At 41.3% G+C, this 19,084-nt stretch carries 30 protein-coding genes; 4 read left to right on the plus strand and 26 right to left on the minus strand.

All coding sequences use genetic code 11. The features are described from left to right. Both ABZD21_RS12215 and ABZD21_RS12220 read left to right on the plus strand, forming a co-directional pair. On the plus strand, positions 1–1,080 hold the full coding sequence (locus ABZD21_RS12215; protein WP_372775290.1) for an Ldh family oxidoreductase: 1,080 nt from the start codon (positions 1–3) through the stop codon (positions 1,078–1,080). A gap of 353 nt (positions 1,081–1,433) precedes the next feature. After that, complete coding sequence (locus ABZD21_RS12220; RefSeq protein WP_372775291.1) at positions 1,434–2,072, plus strand: RNA polymerase sigma factor; 639 nt, start codon at positions 1,434–1,436, stop codon at positions 2,070–2,072. Between the two features lies 1 nt (position 2,073). On the opposite strand, the gene ABZD21_RS12225 is transcribed toward ABZD21_RS12220, so the two are convergent. Next, the gene (locus ABZD21_RS12225; protein WP_372775292.1) at positions 2,074–3,210 is read right to left on the minus strand and encodes an OmpA family protein; all 1,137 of its coding nucleotides are present in this window, start codon (positions 3,208–3,210) and stop codon (positions 2,074–2,076) included. A gap of 197 nt (positions 3,211–3,407) precedes the next feature. Here ABZD21_RS12225 and ABZD21_RS12230 point away from each other — a divergent pair, with 197 nt between their 5' ends. Both ABZD21_RS12230 and ABZD21_RS12235 read left to right on the plus strand, forming a co-directional pair. Beyond that, positions 3,408–5,864 carry a hypothetical protein gene (locus ABZD21_RS12230; RefSeq protein ID WP_372775293.1) on the plus strand — a complete coding sequence of 819 codons (2,457 nt, stop codon included), beginning with the start codon at positions 3,408–3,410 and terminating at the stop codon, positions 5,862–5,864. A gap of 93 nt (positions 5,865–5,957) precedes the next feature. Then, a complete protein-coding gene (locus ABZD21_RS12235; protein WP_372775294.1) occupies positions 5,958–6,380 on the plus strand; it encodes a hypothetical protein in 423 nt (140 codons plus the stop codon). A gap of 121 nt (positions 6,381–6,501) precedes the next feature. Here ABZD21_RS12235 and ABZD21_RS12240 read toward each other — a convergent pair whose 3' ends face one another. The 25 genes from ABZD21_RS12240 to rplV all read right to left on the minus strand — a co-directional run. Next, positions 6,502–7,548: a glycosyltransferase family 9 protein gene (locus tag ABZD21_RS12240; RefSeq protein ID WP_372775295.1), complete on the minus strand. Its 1,047-nt coding sequence runs from the start codon at positions 7,546–7,548 to the stop codon at positions 6,502–6,504. A 1-nt stretch (position 7,549) separates the two neighbouring features. After that, positions 7,550–7,924: a DUF6165 family protein gene (locus tag ABZD21_RS12245; RefSeq protein ID WP_372775296.1), complete on the minus strand. Its 375-nt coding sequence runs from the start codon at positions 7,922–7,924 to the stop codon at positions 7,550–7,552. A 325-nt stretch (positions 7,925–8,249) separates the two neighbouring features. After that, positions 8,250–8,747 carry a 50S ribosomal protein L17 gene (gene rplQ, locus ABZD21_RS12250; protein ID WP_372775297.1) on the minus strand — a complete coding sequence of 166 codons (498 nt, stop codon included), beginning with the start codon at positions 8,745–8,747 and terminating at the stop codon, positions 8,250–8,252. A 6-nt stretch (positions 8,748–8,753) separates the two neighbouring features. Further along, positions 8,754–9,746, minus strand: a complete 993-nt coding sequence (locus tag ABZD21_RS12255; RefSeq protein ID WP_372775298.1) for a DNA-directed RNA polymerase subunit alpha — start codon at positions 9,744–9,746, stop codon at positions 8,754–8,756. A gap of 20 nt (positions 9,747–9,766) precedes the next feature. Beyond that, positions 9,767–10,375 carry a 30S ribosomal protein S4 gene (rpsD, locus tag ABZD21_RS12260; protein WP_372775299.1) on the minus strand — a complete coding sequence of 203 codons (609 nt, stop codon included), beginning with the start codon at positions 10,373–10,375 and terminating at the stop codon, positions 9,767–9,769. Between the two features lie 19 nt (positions 10,376–10,394). Then, positions 10,395–10,784, minus strand: coding sequence for a 30S ribosomal protein S11 (gene rpsK, locus ABZD21_RS12265; RefSeq protein WP_372775300.1), 390 nt, complete (start codon positions 10,782–10,784; stop codon positions 10,395–10,397). 14 nt (positions 10,785–10,798) lie between these two features. After that, positions 10,799–11,176, minus strand: a complete 378-nt coding sequence (rpsM, locus tag ABZD21_RS12270; protein ID WP_372775302.1) for a 30S ribosomal protein S13 — start codon at positions 11,174–11,176, stop codon at positions 10,799–10,801. A 27-nt stretch (positions 11,177–11,203) separates the two neighbouring features. Beyond that, positions 11,204–11,320, minus strand: coding sequence for a type B 50S ribosomal protein L36 (gene ykgO, locus ABZD21_RS12275; protein ID WP_081782363.1), 117 nt, complete (start codon positions 11,318–11,320; stop codon positions 11,204–11,206). Positions 11,321–11,330: 10 nt separating this feature from the next. Then, complete coding sequence (gene infA / locus ABZD21_RS12280) at positions 11,331–11,552, minus strand: translation initiation factor IF-1 (RefSeq protein ID WP_107820959.1); 222 nt, start codon at positions 11,550–11,552, stop codon at positions 11,331–11,333. A gap of 84 nt (positions 11,553–11,636) precedes the next feature. Continuing rightward, positions 11,637–12,980, minus strand: coding sequence for a preprotein translocase subunit SecY (gene secY, locus ABZD21_RS12285; protein WP_372775304.1), 1,344 nt, complete (start codon positions 12,978–12,980; stop codon positions 11,637–11,639). A 5-nt stretch (positions 12,981–12,985) separates the two neighbouring features. Next, positions 12,986–13,432, minus strand: a complete 447-nt coding sequence (gene rplO / locus ABZD21_RS12290; RefSeq protein ID WP_372775305.1) for a 50S ribosomal protein L15 — start codon at positions 13,430–13,432, stop codon at positions 12,986–12,988. 20 nt (positions 13,433–13,452) lie between these two features. Beyond that, positions 13,453–13,632, minus strand: a complete 180-nt coding sequence (gene rpmD / locus ABZD21_RS12295; RefSeq protein ID WP_372775306.1) for a 50S ribosomal protein L30 — start codon at positions 13,630–13,632, stop codon at positions 13,453–13,455. A 5-nt stretch (positions 13,633–13,637) separates the two neighbouring features. Continuing rightward, complete coding sequence (gene rpsE / locus ABZD21_RS12300) at positions 13,638–14,153, minus strand: 30S ribosomal protein S5 (protein WP_120272517.1); 516 nt, start codon at positions 14,151–14,153, stop codon at positions 13,638–13,640. A gap of 5 nt (positions 14,154–14,158) precedes the next feature. Beyond that, complete coding sequence (gene rplR, locus ABZD21_RS12305; RefSeq protein WP_372775307.1) at positions 14,159–14,515, minus strand: 50S ribosomal protein L18; 357 nt, start codon at positions 14,513–14,515, stop codon at positions 14,159–14,161. A 14-nt stretch (positions 14,516–14,529) separates the two neighbouring features. After that, positions 14,530–15,087 (minus strand): 50S ribosomal protein L6, encoded by a 558-nt coding sequence (gene rplF / locus ABZD21_RS12310; RefSeq protein WP_372775308.1) that lies wholly within the window; start codon positions 15,085–15,087, stop codon positions 14,530–14,532. Positions 15,088–15,102: 15 nt separating this feature from the next. Continuing rightward, positions 15,103–15,510, minus strand: a complete 408-nt coding sequence (gene rpsH / locus ABZD21_RS12315) for a 30S ribosomal protein S8 (protein ID WP_372775309.1) — start codon at positions 15,508–15,510, stop codon at positions 15,103–15,105. Positions 15,511–15,527: 17 nt separating this feature from the next. After that, positions 15,528–15,797, minus strand: a complete 270-nt coding sequence (gene rpsN, locus ABZD21_RS12320) for a 30S ribosomal protein S14 (protein WP_372775310.1) — start codon at positions 15,795–15,797, stop codon at positions 15,528–15,530. A 3-nt stretch (positions 15,798–15,800) separates the two neighbouring features. Next, on the minus strand, positions 15,801–16,358 hold the full coding sequence (rplE, locus tag ABZD21_RS12325; RefSeq protein ID WP_372775311.1) for a 50S ribosomal protein L5: 558 nt from the start codon (positions 16,356–16,358) through the stop codon (positions 15,801–15,803). Beyond that, a complete protein-coding gene (rplX, locus tag ABZD21_RS12330; protein WP_372775312.1) occupies positions 16,358–16,681 on the minus strand; it encodes a 50S ribosomal protein L24 in 324 nt (107 codons plus the stop codon). Before rplX ends, rplE begins: the two co-directional genes overlap by 1 nt. 17 nt (positions 16,682–16,698) lie before the next feature. Continuing rightward, the gene (gene rplN / locus ABZD21_RS12335) at positions 16,699–17,064 is read right to left on the minus strand and encodes a 50S ribosomal protein L14 (RefSeq protein ID WP_372775313.1); all 366 of its coding nucleotides are present in this window, start codon (positions 17,062–17,064) and stop codon (positions 16,699–16,701) included. 2 nt (positions 17,065–17,066) lie between these two features. After that, complete coding sequence (rpsQ, locus tag ABZD21_RS12340; protein WP_372775314.1) at positions 17,067–17,324, minus strand: 30S ribosomal protein S17; 258 nt, start codon at positions 17,322–17,324, stop codon at positions 17,067–17,069. Between the two features lie 12 nt (positions 17,325–17,336). After that, positions 17,337–17,534 carry a 50S ribosomal protein L29 gene (gene rpmC, locus ABZD21_RS12345; RefSeq protein ID WP_372775315.1) on the minus strand — a complete coding sequence of 66 codons (198 nt, stop codon included), beginning with the start codon at positions 17,532–17,534 and terminating at the stop codon, positions 17,337–17,339. Positions 17,535–17,536: 2 nt separating this feature from the next. Next, positions 17,537–17,971, minus strand: coding sequence for a 50S ribosomal protein L16 (gene rplP, locus ABZD21_RS12350; RefSeq protein WP_372775316.1), 435 nt, complete (start codon positions 17,969–17,971; stop codon positions 17,537–17,539). A 26-nt stretch (positions 17,972–17,997) separates the two neighbouring features. Then, positions 17,998–18,723 carry a 30S ribosomal protein S3 gene (rpsC, locus tag ABZD21_RS12355; protein WP_372775317.1) on the minus strand — a complete coding sequence of 242 codons (726 nt, stop codon included), beginning with the start codon at positions 18,721–18,723 and terminating at the stop codon, positions 17,998–18,000. A 10-nt stretch (positions 18,724–18,733) separates the two neighbouring features. Next, positions 18,734–19,084, minus strand: a 351-nt coding sequence (gene rplV, locus ABZD21_RS12360; protein WP_372775319.1) for a 50S ribosomal protein L22, incomplete at its 5' end; no start/stop codon positions are given.

Below are 19,084 nucleotides of genomic sequence, written 5' to 3' on the forward strand. Positions count from 1 at the left end.
ATGACCATATCAGCATCATACTTAAAAGAATTTACCCAACAAGTTTTTGAAAAAATGGGTTGCCCTGCAGAGCAAGCCAACGAAGCGGCTGAATGTTTGAACCAGGCTGATCTCAGGGGAGTTGATTCCCATGGAGTTGCCCGTTTAAGCGGCTACATTCGCCTTTGGGAACAAAAGCGGCTAAATGCCACTCCAAACATGCGCATTGTACACGAAACACCTTCAACAGCTGTACTCGATGGTGATCTGGGTTTAGGATTAGCCGTTGCTCCGCATGCCATGCGAATTGCCATGGAAAAAGCCCGCAATGTGGGAAGTGGATGGGTAGCTGTGAAAAACTCGAACCACTACGGCATTGCCGGGTTCCACGCCATGATGGCTTTGGAGCACGACATGATTGGCATTTCGCTTACGAACGCAAGTCCGCTTGTATCGCCAACCTTTTCAAAAAGTCGCTTTCTGGGAACCAACCCCATTGCTGTTGCGATTCCTGCCGGGAAGGAAACTCCCCTGGTAATTGACATGGCAACAACAACGGTGGCCAACGGCAAACTGGAAGTGTTGCAGCGCAAGGGCGAAGAAATGCCAGTGGGCTGGGCACAGGACAAGGATGGACAAGCCACCACCGACCCAACGGTTCTGAAAAAAGGGGGATCGATGTTGCCTTTGGGTGGCGACCGCTTGCATGGTGGACACAAAGGATATTGCCTTGGCGCGATGGTCGATATTTTCTCGGCAGTTCTGTCAGGTGCAAATTATGGCCCCTGGGTGCCGCCTTTTGTGGCTTTCCTCGATCCGCCGGCAAACCCGGTTGGCGACGGAATAGGGCACTTCCTTGGTGCTTTCCGGGTTGATGCATTCCGCCCGGCCGATGAGTTTAAAGCCCATATGGACAACTGGATTTCAACCTTCCGCAACGCTGAAGTTTCCGACGGACAAAGTCGCGTGCTTGTTCCCGGTGATCCGGAACGTGAAATGACTGCCGAACGTTTAGCGAATGGTATTCCCGTTCAGCAAGCTGTAATTGAAGACCTTAAATCGTTGGCTCAAAAGTTCAACCTGAGCTTCGATCCAAAATAAAAACAAATGCCCTGCTACTACTGAAAGGTTTCCCAAAAGGGAAGCCTTTTTTGCAGGACAATCATTGGGGGCTTGATACTCGAAAACAGGTCGTTTTCTCAGTTTCAGAAGACACACGAATCAACATGCAAGTTTTTTCCCCGACGGAACACCAATGCAAAGGCGTTAAAAGCTGAGCTGCCGAACTGACAGATTCGACGAACCAGCTAATCAATTGAGAGCATAAAATAATTAAAAAGAGATGATGTTCAGCCCTATCATTTCATTCCGGAGACTCCTGTTTCGAACAGGATTTAATTGACTTTCTCAGTTTAATTGTATATCTTTTATCTTATGACACTAAACTGATCGCTATGCACTTAACAAAATATACCACATTCCCGATTACAAACAATGGAAAAACACCGTTTCCTAAAACGCCGAAAGAAGGAAACCTGCCCAATTTAACAGACAGCTCAAACAACAATCAAGCGTTTACAGCTATCTATGAGCGATATAAAAGGCAGGTATTTAAGAAATGTCTTCTTTTCGTTAAAAACCGTGATGAAGCGAAAGATCTCACACAGGATATTTTCCTGAAGATTTTCATAAAAGCCCACACATTTAATGGGCATTCAAAATTTTCGACCTGGCTTTATGCCCTTGTCCACAATTCTTGTGTCAATTATGTACAGAGAGACTTGCGAAAATCGCACATGGATCGACTCAGCTCAGTTGGCAAGTACGAATTCGCCCTATTGTCTTCGATCCCCGATGATGAAGAAAATTATGACAAGGAAATGCTTGAATCAAGCATCGTTAAATTAAACAAAGCCTTAGACATGATCCCGGAAGAGGATAAAGCACTACTGATCATGAAGTACCAAAACAATATCCCCATCGAAAAACTAGAACACATTCTGAATATAAAAAACAGTGCTGTGAAAATGAGATTAAAAAGAGCCAAAGATAAATTAGTCTTGGCCCTCAATAACACTGAAGATAACCGTTAAACTACCTTCTCACGATTATCGAAATCTCCACTCTTCTGGCTTGTGAATCCGAAGACGCAGTGTAATCAATTCCTTTGTACTGAGATAATATACGAGTGGCTGGGATCCCCTTTAATATGATAGCTCTCTTTACAGCCTCTGTTCTTAACATCGACAATTTCTCGTTATAGGCAGGGCCTCCCATCTTGCTGGCAAACCCGGTAAGCATAAGATCGAGCTTGTCGTTTGTTTCAAGAAGCTCACCTAACTCTGTCAGCATCGATTCTCCATCCAGACCAATGGTTGAAGAGTTATTCTCAAAATAAACCACCTTTGCAAAGCCTGCATATTTTGATCTCATCGCATCAAAATTGTTTGCAGAAACACTTTTAGTGGCCATATCCTTTCGTAATGCAACTATTTGCTGTCTTAAAGAGTCCATTTCTTGACTATAGGCAGGTGTCTGCTTGTCACTACTTAGCGCACTGGCTTTATGTAACGAATCGATTTGGTTTTGCAGATTGGCAATTGCCATCTCATCGCTCAAACTTACCTGTGGAGCACTATAGATTGTATCTGGAAAGATTGTGGGTGGAGCTATAAAAGTCTCCCGTGATACAGATCGCTCTACCGGATAAGCCACCGTAGTCTGGCGTGAATTTAATTGACTAGCCAATTCCGATATCTGATTTTGCATCCGTGTAAGCTCATATTGCATATCGCGAAGGTCCTGAGATTTATCCTCCATCTGCACAGGTGCAGCAGTGCTGGCCTTTGGAACATTCTGCAACTTTGCTAACTGTTCCTGAAGCATTGAAAGTTGAATTTTCAGAATCTTGTTTTCAAGCATCAAATCCTCTTCTTGATTCAACTTTGCTTTGGAGCTAACGTTTGCGTTAGGTGTTATTTCTGTTTTTGAAACTACTTTTGTTTTGGGAGCTACTTCTTCAACCACCAAAGAGCTATCTGCGACATGCGTCTGAACGACAGTGCTTTTCCCCCGTTTATAGTCAACTAATGTTTTAATTAGGGAATGAATATCTTCCTCTGCTAATATCACTTTGCTCTCTTGCGAGAGGGAGTCCACAGCCGGATTTTGCCCACTCAACATTTCTGGAAACCACATAACAATAAGTACGATAAGAGCTGCTATTTTCATATTGATCATCATTTAGTACTTTCTTTCATTATTAAGACACCAACAAACAGCACGGGTCACAATAATATATAATTATTTTCCGTGAGAAGTAGTGACTTTGTACCGAATAGTGGGTCTTACTAGTATACTATGCATATCAAAAGATCATGTTTTATAAAATTAACATTACTTAACCGAACTCTCTAAACAGAAATATCATGATAAAGAAAATTGCAATATCACTGCTCTTTTTTCTCATTGGACAAGGAGCTTGGGCTCAGGTGAAGGATATCAGCTTTACACTTTCTCCTGTCGGAGAATATACCTTTTGGGACGATAAAGCCGGAATAAACGACGGGACGATGATTGGTGGTAAAATAGGTTTCGGATTCGGTGAATACGTCGAGTTACGAGGCATCTATCTTCAATCGATAGATCTAAACACCTATTTTGATGATTTTGGCATCCCCAATTACAACAAGGACTTTCTTGTTGCCAAGGATGTAACAGTGAGTCGATGGGGTGGTGAATTTAAGGCCAATATCGGCACAAAAAGATTCAACCCTTACATCACATTGGGCACAGGAGTTCAGACCATCGAGATGGATGAACAGGAAAGTACCGACCAGATTTATGCCAATTTGGGACTTGGCCTTACATTTAAGCTGGGAAACAGAACAACTTTCATGTTGGAAGGGAAGAACACCACATACAATTTTAATGCAGGTCAAGAATTCCTGACAGACTCGGAGCGGGCTTTATTTGGTCTGACTGAAGCTGACTTTTCCCGCAAAAGATTAAGCAACTGGTCTGTACAAGGTGGCTTGCAGTTTTATCTTGGAGGAAGGGAACCAGGCACCTTATCCGAGTTGGATCAAGCTTACCTCGATCAATTTAGAGGGGGATTCAAAGGGTTAAAAATCGTTGTAGAGCCCAGTGGACATTATATCGACTTTGACAGCAATTCGACCTTCCGAGACACTTATTTACTCGGTGCTTACGCAGGCCTTGATTTTAATGAATTCATTGGAATCCGGGGATTCTACTTTCAGGCCACTAATGACGACGAATTATCGTTCGATTTTGACAAGCTGGCAATGTATGGACTGGAATTCAGGGCTCGCTTGAATGACGGCACCGGGGTTACACCTTTTCTCACCTTAGGTGGAGGATATCTGGATCCTGAATCCAGTTATCTTGGAAAAGACGATACTTCATTGAAAGGAACCGGCTTTGCTACCGGTGGGCTTGGCATGGACATTCCTCTAAGCAGAAACCTGGCAATTATCGGTGGCGTTCGTGCCATGTTCTCTTCAAACGAGAGTGCTGAAGACATATCCGTTTCAAACGATATCCAGACTCATCTAATGTACAATGCCGGATTGACATTTACTTTGGGCAAAAACTCAAAATCGCCTCAGGCGATCTATCAGCGAAATGTTGATCGGGAAATCGAAGTTCAAAAAGCAATCAATGCTCAAAAGATTCAGAAACTAAAAGAAGATCATCAAAAAACAATTGCGGACCTGGAAGCAGAGTTAAAGATAGCTTATGAGCAAAAAGACGTCAACAAAGCAGTTGAATTGTTGGAAGAAAAGAAAGAAGCAGAAGAGGCTCTAGATCAAATAGAAGTACTGGAGGTTCAAAATAAATCTGTAACTCCACCTGTTGCTGAAAAAGTTGAAACTCCTCCTGCACCCGAAAAAGTGACAGTTGTTCAACCAGAACAGGCATTAGTAGTTGAGCCAGCAAAACCAGTCATGGCAGCAGAAAAACCCGCAGCATTGGCACCTGAACCCGCTAAACTAATTCAGATGTCTCCCGTTGAGTTTGAGCTGCTGATACAACGTATCCTACAAAGCTTGGACGCAACTCCAGCGACCAGTCCTGCTCCTAGCCTTGTTGCACCTATTCAAAAACAACAATCTCCACTGCATCAACAGGAAGAAATAAATTCGCTTAAAAAGCGGATTGATTATCTTGAGAATCTTTTGATGGAAATGCAGCCAGCTAAAGGGATTGATGTTCCGGCTCCTATTCCTTCATCAGAGCAACCTGAAGTAGAAGTAGAAGTGGAAGAAAGCTCAACTGACGTTTCTGTAATTATTATGGAGCGATTGGACGAATTGAATCGAAAAATAGACGAGACCAACTCTCGGATCAACACCAAAAATCTTGACGGACAAACTGTTATTGTAACACCACCTACAGAAGAGAAGGCAACCATCACCCGCGTTAATAAACAAGGAAAAGTGGTTGATGTTAAGAAAATAAAGAGTACAAATTCGCTCCTGATGTATAAGAATAGCTCGGCTATCTTAGGCTTCAACTATGGTGGTGCTTCAACTGCTAATATTGGGGTGAGATTACACTATGACCTGAATAACACACCGTTCGAGTTCATGCCTGAAGGTTATGTTGGATTTGGCGAAGCAACTTCATATGGTATGTCAGGAAATGTCATCTACCAGTTTATGAAAAGCCATCCAAATGTTCAGCCTTACTTGGGATTAGGACTTGGTGTTGCCAGTATTGACTCTGATTTTCATGGCAACTACAATGTCATAATCGGAGCACAGCTTCCAGTATTGTATCCCAATTTGTACGTGGACTACACGATGAGAAACAGTTTCGAATACAACCAAATCGCCGTTGGATATAAATTTTCTTTTTAATACAAAAGCTCATCCCCCTAAGCACCAAGCAAAACTGAGTTTGATTCACGGCGATGAATTATGAATAAAAAGTAACTAATAATAAAGAAGAATATGAAACGACTATTATTAACCCTAAGCCTTATCGCAGTAAGCTTACTAATTATCAATTGTTCGAAGAGCGATGACGATGAACCAACAGGGACAGCAGGTTTATATGGCACCTGGGATCTGGACTACTATATTGACAATGGTCAGTTAGTGGAAGAAATTCCCTGTGATGAAAAAGTAACCTACGTGTTTTTGAAGAATTCGAACTACACTAAAACGACTTATGCAGGAGAAGGCACTTCGAAATGTGTGGTTGCCATGATTATTAACGGCACTTGGAGTAACACGACAGAAAGCGAGTATGAGCTTACTCCCAATGGGAGTGACACGAATGAAAATTTAACGATCGTATTTCAGGATGAATTCACTAAGTTCACCGTTTTACACAGTGCCTCTTACACCGAGGTTTATTCTAAACGAAACTAGTTTCTACTGAAAGTAAAGTTCGTTTTCACTAATTAAAGTACTACAAAGGCCATCTCAAAGTAACTTTGAGATGGCCTTTGAATTGAGCCCCTGTCCCACACTACGACTACAAGGCAGTCTATTAATGTAACGGATAACCGAGAATAAACCCAATGCGTTCAGCAACATCGTTTACCGAAATATACTTCATACAGCGCACATCGCCGTAGATACACTTTTTATTGCCAAACACCGAGCATGGACGACAATCAATTGCACTCCCTTTATACTGTACCAGGTTTTCAGCGGGTTGATGAAAAGGACCAAATCCGAGCGAAGGATGTGTGGCTCCCCAAACCGAAACCACAGGAATGCCCGCCATTGCAGCCAGATGCATATTGGCCGAATCCATTGAGAGCATTACACTCAAATGAGGCAACAGCTTTATCTCATCAGCAAATTTAAGATGGTGAGCGGCAACAACAGAACCAGGAAAGTCTGCTGCCAGTTGATCCAGAATACTCAATTCTTTCTTTCCCCCACCAAACAAAATCACTTTACTATCAGGTATTTGTTTCAATTTATCCAACAAATCTCTAATCTTCCCTACTCCCCAGATCTTTTGTGCGTGCTTTGCAAACGGAGCGATGCCGATTAAAACCTTTATTTTTCGTGGATCAATTTTCAACAAATCAAGGGATTCTTCTTTTACACTTGCCGGGAACAGGGGTGGTTTTGGAACAATAAAACGATATCCGGCACTGGAAAACACCGCAGCGTACCGATCGATGCTGCTCGGCAATGTCTGGTGTAGTTTTGTTTTTAGTGCCTTCTTCTTCTCGTTTCGCCCTTTATTCAGCGAATGAACTTCGTAGCCTGATGTCCTAAAAAAAAGATTAAGAATATGCGTTCTAAGTACTTGGTGCAGGTCGAATACCTGAACGGGATCGATTTCTTTTTTCAGCATTCTAAAAAGCTGAAAAAGCCCATTTACCCCTTTGTGTTTCCCTTTTAAATCGGCTGAAAGTAAATGCAAACGATCAATACCCTCGAAGACCGGAAAAAGAAACTTTTGTGTCAAAAGGTAAATCTCCAGGTCGCTATTCGATTGCAATAAGCCTTTCAATACAGGGAGAAGCATTACAACATCCCCCATAGCCGAAAATCGATACACCAAAATCCTTCTCATATCAGGCGTAGTCTTCGTATGATTTCTCCTCAATGAGTAAAGATCCTGTTAGTTCATTTATCTGCCGTTTCACCTCAGAACGCTTATCGTTGGTAAAATAAACCGACCGAGCCACTTCCACGAATTCCGTTCCAAAGTCCTTTGCTTTTTCCAATTCGCGAATCCGGTCTTCAATATCCCACAACTGCTTATTTATACTTAACAATTGCTGATACAATAAGTGATCTTTCGCTATGATTTTACTTACTGCTTCATCAAGCACCTGATATTCTGCCTTCAGATTAATCAATTTCTTTTCATCCTTGATATTCTCCAGCTTAATTTCAATAATAGTCAACTTATCGGCGATTTCACCGTTCGATACCTCTATTTTCATAATTCAACGTATTAGTTTTCTTTTTGTAGTATATCGCTTAACAAAGTTAATCAATTCGTCGTATCTGCTACAGGCAGTTTTCTTTTGGCCGAGATGCTAAAGCCATATATAGCTCATTTTAGGTTACATGACACCAACAAAATGAAAATAAAAAACCACCTGCTTTGCAACACCCCTCTCAAACGATCGTTTCAAGGCGAATGAACTTCATCCATTTTGTATGGAAACAGAACCTGTTCCACGAATTTTTTGTTCCCCGTAGTCATAAAACAAAAAAAGCTGACCTAATTGGTCAGCTTTTCTATATGGTAAGGTTTGGAAAACCTTATTCCGCTTTTGAATCTTCGCTTTTAGCTTCGTCAGCAGCAGGAGCTTCTGCAACAGGGGCAGATTCTGCTTTTTTAGCTCCACCACGACGAGAACGACGGGCTTTGCTTTTGCTTTCTTTTGCTTCCAGCATGTTTTCGTTGAAGTCAACCAATTCGATGATACACATTTCTGCGTCGTCACCTAAACGGTTACCGGTTTTCAGAATACGGGTATAACCACCCGGACGATCACCAACTTTCTCCGCTACATCGCGGAACAACTCAGCTGTTGCTGTTTTGCTTTTTAAATAGCTGAAAACAGTACGACGAGAATGTGTCGTGTCATTTTTTGCTTTTGTAATAAGCGGCTCAACATACATCTGCAATGCTTTCGCTTTAGCTGTTGTCGTGCTAATTCTCTTGTGGAAGATTAATGAATTAGCCATGTTTGACAACAAAGCTTTACGATGAGCACTTTTTCTTCCCAGATGGTTGAATTTCTTATTGTGTCTCATTTGTGCTTATTCCTTGTCTAATTTATACTTACTAATATCCATTCCGAATGTCAGATTCATTACGTTGAGCAAGTCATCCAACTCTGTCAATGATTTCTTACCGAAGTTTCTGAACTTAAGCAAGTCGTTACGATTATAGGTAACCAATTCGCCTAATGTTTCCACATCAGCAGCTTTCAAACAGTTTAGTGCGCGAACTGAAAGATCCATGTCTACTAGTTTGGTTTTCAGAAGTTGACGCATATGCAGCACTTCTTCATCAAACTCTTCATTGGCAAATTTCTCATCAGAATCCAGAGTAATCTTCTCATCAGAGAACAGCATGAAGTGATAAATCAGGATCTTAGCAGCTTCTTTCAAGGCATCTTTTGGATGAATTGAACCGTCGGTGTTGATTTCCAAAACTAACTTTTCATAGTCGGTTTTTTGCTCAACACGATAGTTTTCAACCGCATACTTCACATTTCTTATTGGTGTGAAGATTGAATCAATCGGAATTAAACCAAACTCAGCATCAACCGGCTTATTTTCAGCACTAGGAACATAACCGCGACCTTTGTTGATCGTGATTTCCATTTGCACTTTAACATCAGCTTCCATGCGGCAAATAACCAACTCGGGATTTAACACCCGAAAACCGGTCATAAATTTGTTGATGTCGCCGGCTGTGAAATTTTCCTGACCTGTAATGGTGATAGAAACCTTCTCACTGTCCAGATCTTCAACTTCTTTTTTAAATCGAATTTGTTTTAGATTAAGGATGATTTCAGTTACATCTTCCATCACACCCTTAATGGTAGCAAATTCGTGGTCTACGCTTTCAATTTTAACAGTTGTAATCGCGTAGCCCTCCAAAGATGATAACAGAATTCTACGTAAGGCATTACCGATTGTAATACCATAACCCGGTTCCAATGGGCGGAATTCGAATTTTCCGAACCGCTCATCAGATTCTACCATTATTACTTTGTCAGGTTTTTGGAACGCTAATATTGCCATAATAATACTGAGTAATTTTATTATTTAGAATACAACTCGACGATTAGTTGTTCTTTGATGTTTTCAGGAATTTCTTCCCGTTCAGGACGATTAAGGAATTTTCCGGCCATTGCTGAGCCGTCCCATTCTAACCAAGCGTATTTGTTATAGCGATGTGTAGTCAAAGAGTCAGAAACAACTTCCAACGATTTTGATTTTTCGCGTACGCTTACTACATCACCCGGACGTAGTTGGTAAGAAGGAATATTCACGATATCGCCATTCACCATCACGTGTTTGTGTGAAACTAACTGACGGGCTCCTGCTCTTGTACGTGCTAAACCTAAACGATAAACAACGTTATCTAAGCGTGACTCCAACAGTTGCAACAATACTTCACCGGTAATACCTTTAGAAGCTGATGCTTTTTTAAACAGATTAGCAAATTGCTTTTCAAGAATACCATATGTGTATTTCGCTTTTTGCTTTTCTTTCAATTGCAACCCGTATTCTGATTTTTTACGACGGCGACTTGCCAACCCGTGAAAACCAGGAGGGTAATTTTTCTTTTCAAGTACTTTATCAGGTCCGAAAATTGGTTCACCAAATTTCCGCGCGATTTTTGATTTTGGTCCGATATATCTAGCCATTATTCTACTAAATTAAAAATTAAACACGTCTTCTTTTAGCAGGACGGCAACCATTATGTGGAAGCGGAGTCACATCAACAATCTCGTTTACCTGAATACCCACGCTATTAATAGCACGGATAGCAGATTCGCGACCATTTCCGGGGCCTTTTACAAAGACTTTTACTTTTCTGAGTCCTAGGTCATATGCAGTTTTTGCACATTCTTCAGAGGCTACCTGAGCAGCATAAGGCGTGTTTTTCTTTGATCCTCTAAATCCTTTTTTACCAGCCGATGACCAAGAAATAACTTCTCCGCTATTATTTGTCAACGAAATGATAATGTTATTGAATGAGGAATGAATATGCGCCTGGCCAGTCGCTTCAACGTTAACGACTCTTTTCCTAGTAGTTCCAGTTTTTTTTGCCATAATTTACCTATCGATTATTTAGTGGCTTTTTTCTTATTAGCTACAGTTTTCTTCTTTCCTTTACGTGTACGAGCATTATTTTTAGTGCCTTGTCCACGTACCGGAAGGCCAATACGATGACGGATTCCACGGTAGCAACCGATGTCCATCAGACGTTTAATGTTCAACTGGTTTTCAGAGCGAAGTTCACCTTCTACTTTGAAACTTTCGCTGATTACTTTACGAATAGCAGCAAACTGGTCATCATCCCAGTCTTTCACATGCATATTTACATCAACGCCAGCTTGTTCGAGGATGTAGCGAGACCGGCTCCGGCCAATGCCGAAAACATAGGTCAAGGCTATCTCACCTCTTTTATTATCAGGAATATCAACTCCAACAATACGAGCCATAAAACAAATTTTTACAAAGTTAATTAATTATCCTTGACGCTGTTTGAACTTAGGATTCTTTTTGTTGATCACGTACAAACGGCCTTTTCTGCGTACTATTTTGCAGTCGGCACTGCGTTTCTTAATGGATACTCTTACTTTCATGATTCCTTATTTAATTTTTATATCTAAAAGTAATTCGTCCTTTAGTCAGATCGTAGGGTGACATTTCAACCTTCACCTTGTCTCCAGGAAGAATTTTGATATAATGCATCCGCATTTTACCAGAGATATGTGCTGTTATCACATGTCCATTTTCAAGTTCGACCCTGAACATGGCATTAGATAATGCTTCGATAATTGTTCCGTCTTGTTCTATTGAGGCCTGTTTTGCCATAGTTTACTTATCTCTTTATTTTTTAACCGATATAGCGCAAACTATATCGGTTGAATTATTTGTCAAATAAAGGCATTAAGACTATTAATACATTGCTGCACCACCTCCGGTACGACCTTTAATCCGACCTGATTTCATCAGACCATCATAATGACGCATCAATAGGTGACTTTCGATTTGTTGTAATGTATCAAGCACAACACCAACCAAAATTAACAACGATGTTCCTCCGTAGAAATAGGCGAACTGCGTATTAATTCCGGCCATCATGGCGAACGCGGGCAGAATAGTTACAATTCCCAGGAAGATAGATCCTGGAAGTGTTATCCGAGACATGACGGTATCGAGGAATTCGACTGTTTTCTTTCCTGGTTTGACACCAGGAATAAAACCACCGTTTTTCTTCATGTCTTCGGCCATTTGCACGGGATTTACGGTAATGGCGGTGTAAAAGTACGTAAACAAAACGACCAATGCAAACTGCGAGAAATTATACCAAAATCCGGTATGATTTGACATGGCGGACGCAAATCCACTCACGCTTTCGGAATTAGCAAATCCTGCAAGACTTATTGGAACAAACATGATAGCTTGGGCAAAGATAATCGGCATTACCCCAGCAGCATTCACTTTCAACGGTATGTACTGACGTACTCCCCCGTATTGCTTGTTTCCGACTATTCGTTTTGCATACTGAACTGGGATACGGCGGGTACCTTGTACCAGCAGAATACTTCCCATGAAGATCACGAATAAGAAAACAAACTCAACAAGGAACATCACCATTCCACCACCTTGCTGTTCCAAACGCGAAATGAATTCCGCAAAGACAGAGAATGGCAGACGGGCAATAATACCGATCATGATTATTAACGAAATACCGTTACCTATTCCTTTATCGGTGATGCGTTCACCCAACCACATAATAAACATCGACCCAGCAGTTAAAATGATTGTTGATGTTACTTTGAACATCCAGCCGCTAACTGCAAAGGCTTCAGCCGGTAATTGAAATGTTAAGTTGGCCAAATACGCAGGTGCCTGGAATAAAAGAATCAACACGGTCAGATAACGAGTTATCTGGTTGATTTTTCTTCTTCCTGATTCCCCTTCTTTTTGTAAACGTTGGAAATATGGGACGGCTATCCCCATCAACTGAATTACGATAGAAGCAGAAATGTAAGGCATAATCCCTAAAGCGAATACGGATGCATTTGAAAAGGCACCTCCCGAGAACATATCCAATAACCCCAGCAACCCATCTGAAGTCTGTTGTTTCAATTGACCCAGTTGTGCAGGGTCGATTCCCGGTAATGCTACATACGATCCTAATCGATAAATTAACAAAAGAAATAAGGTTAACCCCAAACGGGCTCTCAGATCTTCGATTTTATAGATATTCTTTAGGGTTTCGATAAATTTTTTCATTAGGTTTAGAGTATTTCAGTGGTTCCTTCTAATTTTTCGATGGCTTCTTTTGCTGATTTTGAGAACGCATGAGCTTTAACTTCCAATTTAGCAGTTAACGCACCATTTCCCAAAATTTTTACACGGTCATTTTTTGAAGCCAAACCTGCATCAACCAACGTTTGCACATCAATGACTGAAAGCGATTTGCTTTCAGCCAATGTTTGCAATGTGTCGAGATTGATGGCTTTATATTCTACCCTGTTAACATTTTTGAATCCGAATTTTGGTACCACACGTTGCAAAGGCATTTGACCACCTTCAAAACCACGGGTACGGCTGTATCCAGAGCGTGACTGAGCACCTTTGTGACCTCTTGTAGAAGTACCGCCACGTCCGGAACCTTGACCACGACCAATACGCTTCACCTTTTTAACGGATCCTGCTGCAGGTTTAAGATTATTTAATTCCATAATTTCAATCTTAAAATATTTTAAATTTCTTCGACTTTCAATAAGTGTCTCACTTTGTTTACCATACCCATTAATGCGGGAGTAACCTCGTGTTCCACTGAATGATTCAATTTTTTAATTCCAAGAGCTTCGACTGTCGCCTTTTGGCTCTTCTCGGAACCAATTACGCTCTTTACTAAAGTAACTTTAATCTTAGCCATAGTTCCTATCCTTTAAATACTTTTTCCAATGAGACACCTCTGTGTTGTGCAACGGTATATGCATCACGCATTTCGAGCAATGCATTGAAAGTTGCTTTTACCAGGTTGTGTGGGTTCGATGATCCTTTTGATTTCGCAAGGATATCGTGTACACCAACACTCTCCAGTACGGCACGCATCGCACCCCCGGCTTTTACTCCGGTACCGTGAGAAGCTGGTTTCAAGAACACATTCGCGCCCCCGAACTTAGCAACTTGCTCATGAGGAATAGTTCCTTTATTGATTGGAATTTTCACCAAATTTTTCTTTGCCGCGTCAACGCCTTTTGCAATGGCTGCAGTCACTTCGCTGGCTTTTCCAAGACCCCATCCTACGATGCCATCTTCGTTACCAACAACTACAATTGCTGAAAAGCTGAATGTGCGCCCCCCTTTGGTTACTTTTGTAACACGGTTAATAGCAACTAACCGGTCTTTCAATTCTATGTCTGTCGTTTTGACTTTTTTGATATTTCCTGACATAATTCTTAAAATTTAAGGCCACCTTCACGGGCAGCATCAGCTAATTGTTTTACTCTACCGTGATACAAATAACCATTACGGTCGAATACGACGTTTGCAACACCGGCAGCAACAGCTTTTTCAGCTAGAGCTTTACCAACTAAAGCAGCTTTTTCTGTTTTGTTTCCGGCAGCAGCAATGATTTCTTTATCCAATGAAGAGACTGCCAACAAAGTTGTGCCTTGCAGGTCGTTCACCAATTGGGCATAAATTTGTTTGTTGCTTCGGAAGACATTCAAACGTGGTCTTTCGGCAGTTCCGGAAACGATTTTCCGGATTCTCATTTTTATTCTAAATCTTCTTTCTTGTTTCGTTAAAGCCATGGTTTCAAATTTTACTATTTAGCACCTGCAGATTTACCGGCTTTGCGACGTAACACTTCGCCTGCGAATTTCACACCTTTACCTTTGTATGGTTCCGGAGCACGCAGTGAACGGATTTTTGCCGCTACCTGACCAATAAGCTGTTTATCACAGCTTTTCAGAGTTACTGTAGGATTACTACGTTTGTCGGTCAATGCTTCAACTTTCACCTCTGCCGGAAGTTCCAGGAAAGTGTGGTGAGAGTATCCCAATACCAGGTCAAGCAATTGACCTTGGTTTTCTGCACGGTAACCTACACCGACCAATTCTAATTTAATTTCGTAACCTTCAGAAACACCTTTAACCATGTTGCTGATCAATGAACGATACAGTCCGTGCATGGCACGGTGACGTTTTTGATCGGTTGGACGTTTAACCAACACTTGGGTTCCTTCAACGGCTACTTCGATATCCGTATCCACCTGCTGAGTGAGCTCACCTAATTTACCTTTTACAGTTACCAGGTTTTCTGGAGAAACGCTAATTGTTACGCCGGCTGGAATTTCGACTGGTAATTTACCTATCCTTGACATTCTTTTTCCTCCTTATTAATAAACGTAACATAAAACTTCACCACCTACTCCTTGGTCTTGAGCTTCTTTATCAGTCATAACACCTTTTGAGGTAGATATAATCGCAATTCCTAAACCATTTAGTACACGAGGAATGTTCTCGTTGTGGCAGTATTGTCTCAAACCTGGCTTACTAATTCTTTTGATTGATTTAATAGCCGGAGTTTTAGTCTCTGGATGATATTTCAACGCAATTTTGATATTGCCTTGATAGTTTACATCATCTTCAAATTTGTAATTCAGGATATAACCTTTTTCCTTCAGGATTTTGGTCATTTCCTTTTTTATGTTTGAAGCAGGAATATCAACAACGCGGTGTTTCGCTTTTTGAGCGTTACGGATGCGTGTTAGAAAATCTGCTATTGGGTCTGTAATTTTGCTCATTACTTTTTGATTATTGATTACCAACTAGCTTTTTTAACACCCGGAATCAATCCAGATGAGGCCATTTCCCGGAAGTTAATCCTTGAAATTCCAAACTGGCGAATATATCCTTTCGGACGTCCGGTTAATTTGCAACGGTTGTGCATACGTACCTTTGAAGAGTTCTTAGGTAATTTTTGCAAGCCGATATAGTCACCTTCTGCTTTAAGTTGTGCCCTTTTTTCTGCGTATTTTTCAACAAGTGCTGCCCTTTTTACTTCACGGGCTTTCATGGATTCTTTAGCCATAGCTTAGTTCTTTTTTACGTTTTTAAAAGGTAAACCTAATGATTTCAACAAGGCGAAGCCTTCTTCATCTGTCTCAGCAGAAGTTACAAAAGTAATGTTCATACCGTTAATACGGTTAACCTTGTCAATGTTGATTTCAGGGAAAATGATTTGTTCCGGGATACCCAGAGTATAGTTTCCTTGTCCGTCCATTTTACTCTCAATACCTTTGAAGTCACGAGTACGTGGCAAAGATACATTGATTAAACGATCCAGGAATTCATACATGCGCTCTTTACGGAGTGTAACACGCACCCCGATTGGCATCTTTTTCCGCAATTTAAAGTTCGAAATGTCCTTTTTCGATTTGGTTTGGACTGCCTTTTGTCCGGCGATCATTGTCATTTCTTCTGTAGCAACTTCAATGATTTTCTTGTCGGCAATTGCAGCTCCAACTCCTTGGTTCAGGACAATTTTCGTCAATTTCGGAACCTGCATTACAGATTTGTAATCGAATTCCTTCATTAAAGAAGGAATTACTTCTTCCGAATATTTTGTCTTAAGTGTCGGTGTATAAGCCATTACTTAATCTCCTCTCCAGATTTTTTTGAATAACGTACTAATTTACCGTTGTCGTCGAGTTTCCGACCGATGCGTGTGCGTGATCCTGATTTAGGGTCTAACAACATCAGGTTAGAAATGTGGATTGGCGCTTCCTTTTCAACGATACCACCCTGTGGGTTTTCCGCATTGGGTTTGGTATGTTTTTTTACCATATTAACGCCCTCCACAATTGCTCTGTCTTTGTCGCGGATAACTTCCAGGACTTTTCCTTGGCGGCCATTATCATTACCGGCAGTTACGACAACTGTGTCTCCTTTTTTGATATGTAATTTCTTCTGCATTTCTTTTCTTTTAGGCATTAAAGTACTTCTGGTGCAAGTGAGATGAATTTCATGTTTTTATCACGAAGCTCTCTTGCCACAGGTCCGAAAATACGGGTACCGCGCATTTCGCCGGCGTTGTTTAATAAAACAACAGCGTTGTCATCGAAACGAATGTAAGAACCATCCTGACGGCGGTTTTCTTTTTTCGTGCGAACAACAATGGCTTTTGAAACAGTTCCCTTTTTCATATCACTACTCGGGATAGCACTTTTAACAGTTACTACCACGATATCGCCCAGCGATGCATAGCGCTTTCTTGTACCGCCTAAAACGCGAATACAAAGCACCTCTTTGGCACCGCTATTATCGGCTACTGAACATCTTGATTCCTGTTGTATCATGATTACTTAGCTCTTTCTAAAATTTCAACTAATCTCCAACGTTTGCTTTTGCTCAAAGGACGTGTTTCCATAATTTTGACCGTATCGCCAACGTTGCTGTCTTGTTTTTCATCATGAGCGTAGAATTTGGTCGTTTTGTTAACGAATTTACCGTAGATCGGATGTTTTTCTTTCATCTTAACGGCTACAACAATGGTTTTTTCCATTTTATCGCTAACAACAACCCCGATACGCTCTTTTCTCAGATTTCTTGTTTCCATCAATTACACAAATTAATTTTGATTCAACTCCCTCTGACGCAGTACGGTCTTAAGGCGTGCAATATTTCTCCGGGCAACTTGAATTTTCATTGGGTTATCCAGAGGTGACACAGCATGGTTCATATTCAGACGTACCAAGGTTTCAGTTTCAAGCTGGATTTTTTCCAGGATTTCCTTGTCAGTTAATTCTTTAATTTCTGAAGTCTTCATAATTAGTCTTCTTTTTCAGTTTCAACAAAATCACGTCTTACAATGAACTTCGTAGTTACCGGCAGTTTTTGTGCGGCCAAACGAAGGGCTTCTTTTGCCATTTCAAATGGAACACCATCAGCTTCGATCAAAATACGACCTGGGCTAACCGGAGCAACGAATGCTTCAGGAGCACCTTTACCTTTACCCATACGTACTTCAGCGGGCTTTTTGGTAATTGGTTTATCGGGGAAAATACGGATCCAAATCTGACCCTGACGCTGCATGTAGCGTGTTACCGCAACCCTCGCCGCTTCAATTTGGCGACCGGTAATCCACGCTTCTTCCAACGTTTTTATTCCGAAAGAACCGAATGCCAATTGGTTTCCGCGTTGAGCGTTACCTTTCATCCGGCCTTTTTGGACTCTTCTAAATTTTGTTCTTTTCGGCTGTAACATCCTTTTTTAATTAAAAGGTTTTCGAATTATTTTCTTTTCTTTTTGAAACCGCCGCCTCTGTTTCCTCCACGTGGATTTCCACCTGGTTGGTTAGACTTTTGTCCAACGTTTGGAGACAGGTCGCGTTTTCCGTAAACTTCGCCTTTACAAATCCAAACTTTAACACCCAACAAACCTGTTTTAGTTAAAGCTTCTGCTAAAGCGTAGTCGATATCGGCACGCAATGTGTGCAATGGAGTACGACCGTCTTTATACATTTCAGAGCGTGCCATTTCAGCACCGTTTAAACGACCTGAAACCATAATTTTGATTCCCTGTGCTCCCATTCTCATTGTAGAGGCAATAGCCATTTTCACAGCACGACGGTAAGCAATTTTACCTTCGATTTGACGTGCAACATTGTTCGCAACGATACGGGCATCGAGTTCAGGACGTTTTATCTCGAAGATATTGATCTGAACTTCTTTGCTGGTGATCTTTTTAAGCTCTTCTTTCAGCTTGTCAACTTCCTGACCACCTTTTCCAATAATAATACCGGGGCGAGAGGTGTGAACAGTGATGGTAATCAGCTTTAAGGTACGCTCAATAATGATCTTTGAAATACTTGCTTTAGCCAAACGGGCGTTCAGGTATTCGCGGATCTTTGTGTCTTCAACCAGCTTGTCACCATAATCGTTTCCACCGAACCAATTGGAATCCCATCCACGGATAATTCCCAAGCGATTTGCGATTGGATTAACTTTTTGTCCCATGTATTACTAATTATGCGTTTTCGATTTCTATGTTTTTACTATCGAGGCAAAGTGTTACGTGGTTTGAACGCTTGCGGATTCGGTGTGCACGACCTTGTGGAGCCGGGCGAAGACGCTTTAGTTGGCGTCCTGAATCAACAGCAATTGTTTTCACGAATAATTTACTTTCCTCCAAACGAGTTCCTTCGTTTTTAGCCTGCCAGTTTGCAATGGCTGACATCAACAGTTTTTCAACTTTTCTGGAAGCTTCTTTTGACGAAAACTTCAGTACATCAAGAGCCCGGTTTACTTCCATTCCACGCACCATGTCGGCAACTAAGCGCATTTTGCGGGGTGAAGTAGGGCAATCTTTCAATACTGC

The organism is Mangrovibacterium sp. (assembly GCF_041596335.1).
GTDB lineage: Bacteria > Bacteroidota > Bacteroidia > Bacteroidales > Prolixibacteraceae > Mangrovibacterium.

Coding starts and splice junctions, on each gene's coding strand:
- rpsE (WP_120272517.1), bottom strand. CDS start 14,153: ATGTCAGGAAATATCAAAAAAGTCAAAACGACAGACATAGAATTGAAA.
- rplN (WP_372775313.1), bottom strand. CDS start 17,064: ATGATACAACAGGAATCAAGATGTTCAGTAGCCGATAATAGCGGTGCC.
- rplE (WP_372775311.1), bottom strand. CDS start 16,358: ATGGCTTATACACCGACACTTAAGACAAAATATTCGGAAGAAGTAATT.
- rpsM (WP_372775302.1), bottom strand. CDS start 11,176: ATGGCTCGTATTGTTGGAGTTGATATTCCTGATAATAAAAGAGGTGAG.
- rpsK (WP_372775300.1), bottom strand. CDS start 10,784: ATGGCAAAAAAAACTGGAACTACTAGGAAAAGAGTCGTTAACGTTGAA.
- ABZD21_RS12225 (WP_372775292.1), bottom strand. CDS start 3,210: ATGAAAATAGCAGCTCTTATCGTACTTATTGTTATGTGGTTTCCAGAA.
- rplO (WP_372775305.1), bottom strand. CDS start 13,432: ATGGAATTAAATAATCTTAAACCTGCAGCAGGATCCGTTAAAAAGGTG.
- rpsC (WP_372775317.1), bottom strand. CDS start 18,723: ATGGGACAAAAAGTTAATCCAATCGCAAATCGCTTGGGAATTATCCGT.
- rpmD (WP_372775306.1), bottom strand. CDS start 13,632: ATGGCTAAGATTAAAGTTACTTTAGTAAAGAGCGTAATTGGTTCCGAG.
- ABZD21_RS12215 (WP_372775290.1), top strand. CDS start 1: ATGACCATATCAGCATCATACTTAAAAGAATTTACCCAACAAGTTTTT.
- rplF (WP_372775308.1), bottom strand. CDS start 15,087: ATGTCAAGGATAGGTAAATTACCAGTCGAAATTCCAGCCGGCGTAACA.
- ykgO (WP_081782363.1), bottom strand. CDS start 11,320: ATGAAAGTAAGAGTATCCATTAAGAAACGCAGTGCCGACTGCAAAATA.
- infA (WP_107820959.1), bottom strand. CDS start 11,552: ATGGCAAAACAGGCCTCAATAGAACAAGACGGAACAATTATCGAAGCA.
- rpsH (WP_372775309.1), bottom strand. CDS start 15,510: ATGAGCAAAATTACAGACCCAATAGCAGATTTTCTAACACGCATCCGT.
- rplR (WP_372775307.1), bottom strand. CDS start 14,515: ATGGCTTTAACGAAACAAGAAAGAAGATTTAGAATAAAAATGAGAATC.
- ABZD21_RS12230 (WP_372775293.1), top strand. CDS start 3,408: ATGATAAAGAAAATTGCAATATCACTGCTCTTTTTTCTCATTGGACAA.
- ABZD21_RS12255 (WP_372775298.1), bottom strand. CDS start 9,746: ATGGCAATATTAGCGTTCCAAAAACCTGACAAAGTAATAATGGTAGAA.
- secY (WP_372775304.1), bottom strand. CDS start 12,980: ATGAAAAAATTTATCGAAACCCTAAAGAATATCTATAAAATCGAAGAT.
- ABZD21_RS12245 (WP_372775296.1), bottom strand. CDS start 7,924: ATGAAAATAGAGGTATCGAACGGTGAAATCGCCGATAAGTTGACTATT.
- rpsQ (WP_372775314.1), bottom strand. CDS start 17,324: ATGGAAACAAGAAATCTGAGAAAAGAGCGTATCGGGGTTGTTGTTAGC.
- ABZD21_RS12235 (WP_372775294.1), top strand. CDS start 5,958: ATGAAACGACTATTATTAACCCTAAGCCTTATCGCAGTAAGCTTACTA.
- rplX (WP_372775312.1), bottom strand. CDS start 16,681: ATGCAGAAGAAATTACATATCAAAAAAGGAGACACAGTTGTCGTAACT.
- rpsD (WP_372775299.1), bottom strand. CDS start 10,375: ATGGCTAGATATATCGGACCAAAATCAAAAATCGCGCGGAAATTTGGT.
- rpsN (WP_372775310.1), bottom strand. CDS start 15,797: ATGGCTAAAGAATCCATGAAAGCCCGTGAAGTAAAAAGGGCAGCACTT.
- rplP (WP_372775316.1), bottom strand. CDS start 17,971: ATGTTACAGCCGAAAAGAACAAAATTTAGAAGAGTCCAAAAAGGCCGG.
- rpmC (WP_372775315.1), bottom strand. CDS start 17,534: ATGAAGACTTCAGAAATTAAAGAATTAACTGACAAGGAAATCCTGGAA.
- rplQ (WP_372775297.1), bottom strand. CDS start 8,747: ATGAGACACAATAAGAAATTCAACCATCTGGGAAGAAAAAGTGCTCAT.
- ABZD21_RS12220 (WP_372775291.1), top strand. CDS start 1,434: ATGCACTTAACAAAATATACCACATTCCCGATTACAAACAATGGAAAA.
- ABZD21_RS12240 (WP_372775295.1), bottom strand. CDS start 7,548: ATGAGAAGGATTTTGGTGTATCGATTTTCGGCTATGGGGGATGTTGTA.